Source organism: Thermosipho sp. 1074, from assembly GCF_001999655.1.
GTDB classification, from domain to species: domain Bacteria; phylum Thermotogota; class Thermotogae; order Thermotogales; family Fervidobacteriaceae; genus Thermosipho; species Thermosipho affectus.
On sequence record NZ_LBEX01000006.1, the window covers coordinates 1 to 4,828 of the forward strand.

At 31.5% G+C, this 4,828-nt stretch carries 2 protein-coding genes and 2 tRNA genes; 1 reads left to right on the plus strand and 3 read right to left on the minus strand.

The window, feature by feature from the left end; all coding sequences use genetic code 11:
• Positions 1 to 209 precede the first annotated feature (209 nt).
• The 3 genes from XO08_RS02820 to XO08_RS02830 all read right to left on the minus strand — a co-directional run bounded on the left by XO08_RS02820 (position 210) and on the right by XO08_RS02830 (position 2,122).
• Positions 210 to 285 (minus strand) — tRNA-Met (locus tag XO08_RS02820).
• A gap of 242 nt (positions 286 to 527) precedes the next feature.
• A tRNA-Asn gene (locus XO08_RS02825) sits at positions 528 to 603 on the minus strand.
• A 133-nt stretch (positions 604 to 736) separates the two neighbouring features.
• Entirely contained in the window at positions 737 to 2,122 is a 1,386-nt protein-coding gene (locus tag XO08_RS02830; RefSeq protein WP_075665546.1) for a sensor domain-containing diguanylate cyclase, read from the minus strand.
• A 168-nt stretch (positions 2,123 to 2,290) separates the two neighbouring features.
• Between XO08_RS02830 and XO08_RS02835 the strand changes: the two genes are divergently transcribed.
• On the plus strand, positions 2,291 to 4,654 hold the full coding sequence (locus XO08_RS02835) for an ATP-dependent Clp protease ATP-binding subunit (protein ID WP_075665547.1): 2,364 nt from the start codon (positions 2,291 to 2,293) through the stop codon (positions 4,652 to 4,654).
• The last annotated feature ends 174 nt before the right edge of the window (positions 4,655 to 4,828 follow it).

Consider the following 4,828-nt stretch of genomic DNA (forward strand, 5'->3'; position numbering starts at 1 on the left):
TTCTTATCCGCAGAGCTGCTATCTATTTTTCAATGACCTTTCTTTTTTCACACAGCGATTACTATTCTACAGTATAATTGTGACATTCAAACTCACATTTAGTAAACAATATGAATACTACAAGAAACAACAATGTAAACTATACCACTTATTCAGGGGTTTTTACACAAAAAAAAAACAACAAAAAAGCGGGAAAATTTCCCGCATATTGGTGGCGGCGATGGGACTCGAACCCATGACTCACTGATTATGAATCAGTTGCTCTAGCCACTGAGCTACGCCGCCGCATCTGTTATATTATCATAATTTGTTTTTTGTGTCAACCTTTTCTGTGGCATTTCAAATTAACAAAAAAAATAGTTTCACCTATTTTGCAAAACAAAATATGAAATATCTTTGATTTATAGCTCATTTAAAATTTTAATCTTTATAAATAACGTAAAAACAACTTCCAGAGAATTTATCTCAGCACAAACATGTTTTATCGTCTACAAATAAAAAAAGGAGAACGCCAAGTTCTCCTTTTCTGGCTCCGGCGGAGGGACTCGAACCCCCAACCTAGTGGTTAACAGCCACCCGCTCTGCCTATTGAGCTACGCCGGAACTTCGCTATCGCTTATATATTATACCATATTTTAGATTTTTGTCAATCATAGTATCTTATAATAACTTCCAGAAAAAAATATATCACATTTTTTACCGTTGTCAATAATTTTTCAGAGTTATCAACAAAACATCAACCGTGTCTCTTACTTTTTTTCATTTCATACATTTTCTTATCTACTTCTTTTAAAATTTCTCCAAAATTCTTTTGCTTGTTGTGCTTTACAATTCCATATGAAAAATCAATATCTGATTTTCGTTTTATCCTATCAACAACTTGTTTTGCATTTTTTCCATTTACAAAGATTAAAAACTCGTCTCCTCCGTATCTTACAACTTTATCTTCTTTCCTTATACTTTTCTTACATAATTTTACAAATTTTTTCAATACTTTATCGCCATAATCATGTCCATATGTATCATTAAGTTTTTTAAAACCATCCAAATCTATAAATATTATAGAACAATCACCGTTAAAATTCATCTTGTTTAAGAAATTCCTGTTGTAAGCACCTGTTAATGGATCAAATAAAGAATTTCTAAGTGTCTCCTTCTTTTCTTTAACAAGTTTATCAAAAACTTCTCTAAATTTAAAATTTATAGTCAAAATTTCAGACAACAAATTAAACACGTATAATTCTTTAGATGTAAATGCATTTTTTCCACCTTTTTCAAACAACACCGCACCAAAAACCTCTTCTTCAAATTTTAAAGGCACACCATAAATGGAAACAATTCTATGTTTTCCAAACACTATTCTTTCATATCCTTTTGGAAGGACTAATCTTTCTGAATTTCTCACATACAACTTTTTACCAAAATCCATTATATATGAAACAATTGGCTTCTTTTTAGGCGGAACAACAAAATTCATCCTTTCTTCAAAACCTATATTTGCATAATGTATGTAAGTACTTCCATCACCTCTTCTAGTCGCTACAACGAGAGAGTCAATTATTTTCTGTCCTTTTAAAAAATCAAACAACTTTTTTGAAACTTCCGAAAGAGTTTTCCTATTTAAAATATCCAAAAAAATACTTTGTGGAATTTTATTTAAAGGCTTGATAATATCTTTTGCATACGAATATACATTGCTTGAAATATTTACCAAAAAAAGTATTGAATACCTCAAACCTTTGGACTTTATCCTGAAAAACTTCAAAAGAAATATCTGTCCACCAATTTCAATTTCTACCTCAAATTCTAATTTATCTTTATAGTAATTCTTCAAAACCATATCAAAAAATACTTCTAATTGCGAATATTTCTTTGAAAAAACTTTAATTTTATCTTCCGTAACATTTTTAAAATCAAAAAAATCCATATTATACATCTTAGCATAGTTTAATAGACTAGATGAAAAATATTTAAGTTTTCCCCCATGCCAAACTGCAACACCCATTTTTGAAGATTTACCATCAAATACCAAATTAACTAAATTTCTTAACTTTAATATATACATCAAAGAAAAAATCAAAAGAAGGCCTAAAATCACAACTAAACCCAAAACAAAATACATATTACCCCCTCCAAATCATACATTTCTAATATAAAACACAAAATATTTAAAATCAATTAAAAACAAATTATTTACAAAAACGTAACAACAAATCCCGAACCAAAAACAAATGTTATCAGTCTATATATGTGAGTGATAAAAAGAAAAATAATTTTGGAGGTGGTTAAATTGAGATACTTGGACAATAAAATGCAAGAATTAGTCCAACAAGCAGCAGAAAACCTAACTCAAAAAAGGCAAAATCTTTTAAAACCAGAGCATGTGCTCTATGAAATTCTACAAGATGATGTAGTGCAGAAACTTATAAAAACACGTATAAATTTAGATGAAATACTGGATAGAATTGAAGAATTAATTGAAAGTCAATATGGTGTATACTACGGTTCTGGTTCTGGAGTTTACATGTCAAATGAACTTTCCAGAATCTTTGAACTCTCTAGAAAAGAGGCAAAATTGATCGGTTCAAGTAAAGTTTCACCTATTCATTTTCTTTTAGCACTGCTCAAGGATAACTCTACTCAAGCTGCTGCTATACTAAACAAATACGGGATCACATACGAAGAAGTATTAAAATCGGTGAAAGAACTTGTGGAAAATGGAGAATTAGATGAAGAAGGAAATGTACTTTCAAAATACACAGTGGATTTAACAAAACTTGCAAGAGAGGGTAAACTTTCACCTGTTATCGGTAGGGAAAAAGAAATTGAAAGAGTTATTGAAATTCTCTCTAGAAAAACAAAAAACAACCCCGTGCTCATAGGTGATCCAGGTGTCGGTAAAACTGCTATTGTTGAAGGTCTTGCACAAAAAATTGTTGAAGGAAAAGTCCCTGAAAAACTTAAAAATAAAAAGATATTAATGCTTGATCTTGGAAAAATGCTTGCGGGTAGTAAGTATCGTGGCGAATTTGAAGAAAGATTGAAAAAGGTAATGGAAGAAATAAATAAAATGAAAAACAATGTAATTCTCTTTATCGACGAACTTCATACAATAGTTGGAGCAGGTGCTGCAGAAGGTGCTATGGATGCATCCAACATGTTAAAACCTGCACTAGCCAGAGGAGAACTACATGCAATTGGTGCAACAACTTTAGAAGAATACAGAAAACACATAGAAAAGGACAAAGCCCTTGCCAGAAGATTTCAACCTGTATTAATTGAGGAACCTAGTGTAGAAGAAACTATAAAAATATTAAAAGGTTTAAAAGAAACATACGAAAAACACCACAACGTAAAAATAACGGATGAAGCTATAGAAGCCGCAGCAAAGTTATCCTCAAAATACATACAAGATAGATTTATGCCAGATAAAGCCATAGATTTGATTGACGAAGCTGCAGCAAAGATAAGTTTAAAGTCCGCCGATCCAAAAATTTCAGAACTAAAGGAAAAAATAAAATCTTTAAGTGAAAAAATCGATGAACTTACTATAAACTCCCAATACAAAGAAGCAGCTGAAATGAAACAACAAATGTATAAACTTCAAAATCAATATGAAGAACTCGAAAAGAAATACGGAACTGACAAAGTAACCGCCGACACAGTTGCAAAGGTTGTAGAATCATGGACTGGTATACCCGCAACTAAAATGATGGAATCGGAAAAAGAAAAGTTATTAAGATTTGAAGAACTTGTACATCAAAGAATGGTAGACCAAGAAGAAGCAGTCAAAGTTGTTGCAGATGCTATCAGAAAAGCAAGAGCAGGCATAAAGGATCCCAATAGACCAATTGGTACCTTCTTATTCTTAGGTCCAAGTGGTGTTGGTAAAACAGAACTTGCAAAGACCATTGCAGAACTTTTATTTGGTTCCGAAAATGCGCTCATTAGAATTGACATGAGTGAGTACATGGAAAAACACTCAGTTGCAAGACTCATTGGTGCACCTCCAGGATACGTAGGTTACGATCAAGGAGGACAATTAACAGAGCAAGTAAGAAGAAAACCATATAGCGTAATTCTTTTAGATGAAGTTGAAAAAGCACATCCAGAAGTATTTAACGTATTACTACAAGTCTTTGATGATGGTAGATTAACAGATGGAAAAGGCAACACAGTTGATTTTAGAAACACGATAATTATAATGACCAGTAACCTTGCAAGTGATAAGATATTGAGAAAGGTTGAAGCGGGAATAGAGTTTGAAAAGATAGAAGAATCTGTAAGGGAAGATTTAAAGCACTATTTTAGACCAGAATTCATAAACAGAATTGACCACGTTGTGATATTTAAACCACTTACAGAAAAGCATATGAAAGAAATAGTCGAAAAATTGATTTTAAGGCTTGAAAAGAGATTAAAAGAAAAAAACCTAAAAATAAAACTAACAGATAACGCAAAAGCATACCTTGCAAAGAAAGGATATGATCCAGCCTTTGGAGCAAGACCACTAAGAAGATTAATAGAACGAGAAATTGAAACACCACTTTCAAAGAAAATTATAGCTGGAGAAATTAAAGAAGGAGATATAGTTTTAGTTGATGTAAACAACGGAATAATCTCAGTTGAAAAGGAAAAAGAACTTACAAAATAAGGGGCAAGTCGCCCCTTATTTTTTATTCTAAACTAAAATATAAAGACAACAAATCTAAAATCAATAGAACTTTGTTTTTTCACTCTAAAAAATGCTATAATATAATTGTATAGTGATTTTTTTCTCATAAAAGGAGGGGAAAACATGAAGAGATACGTATGTAGTGTATGTGGA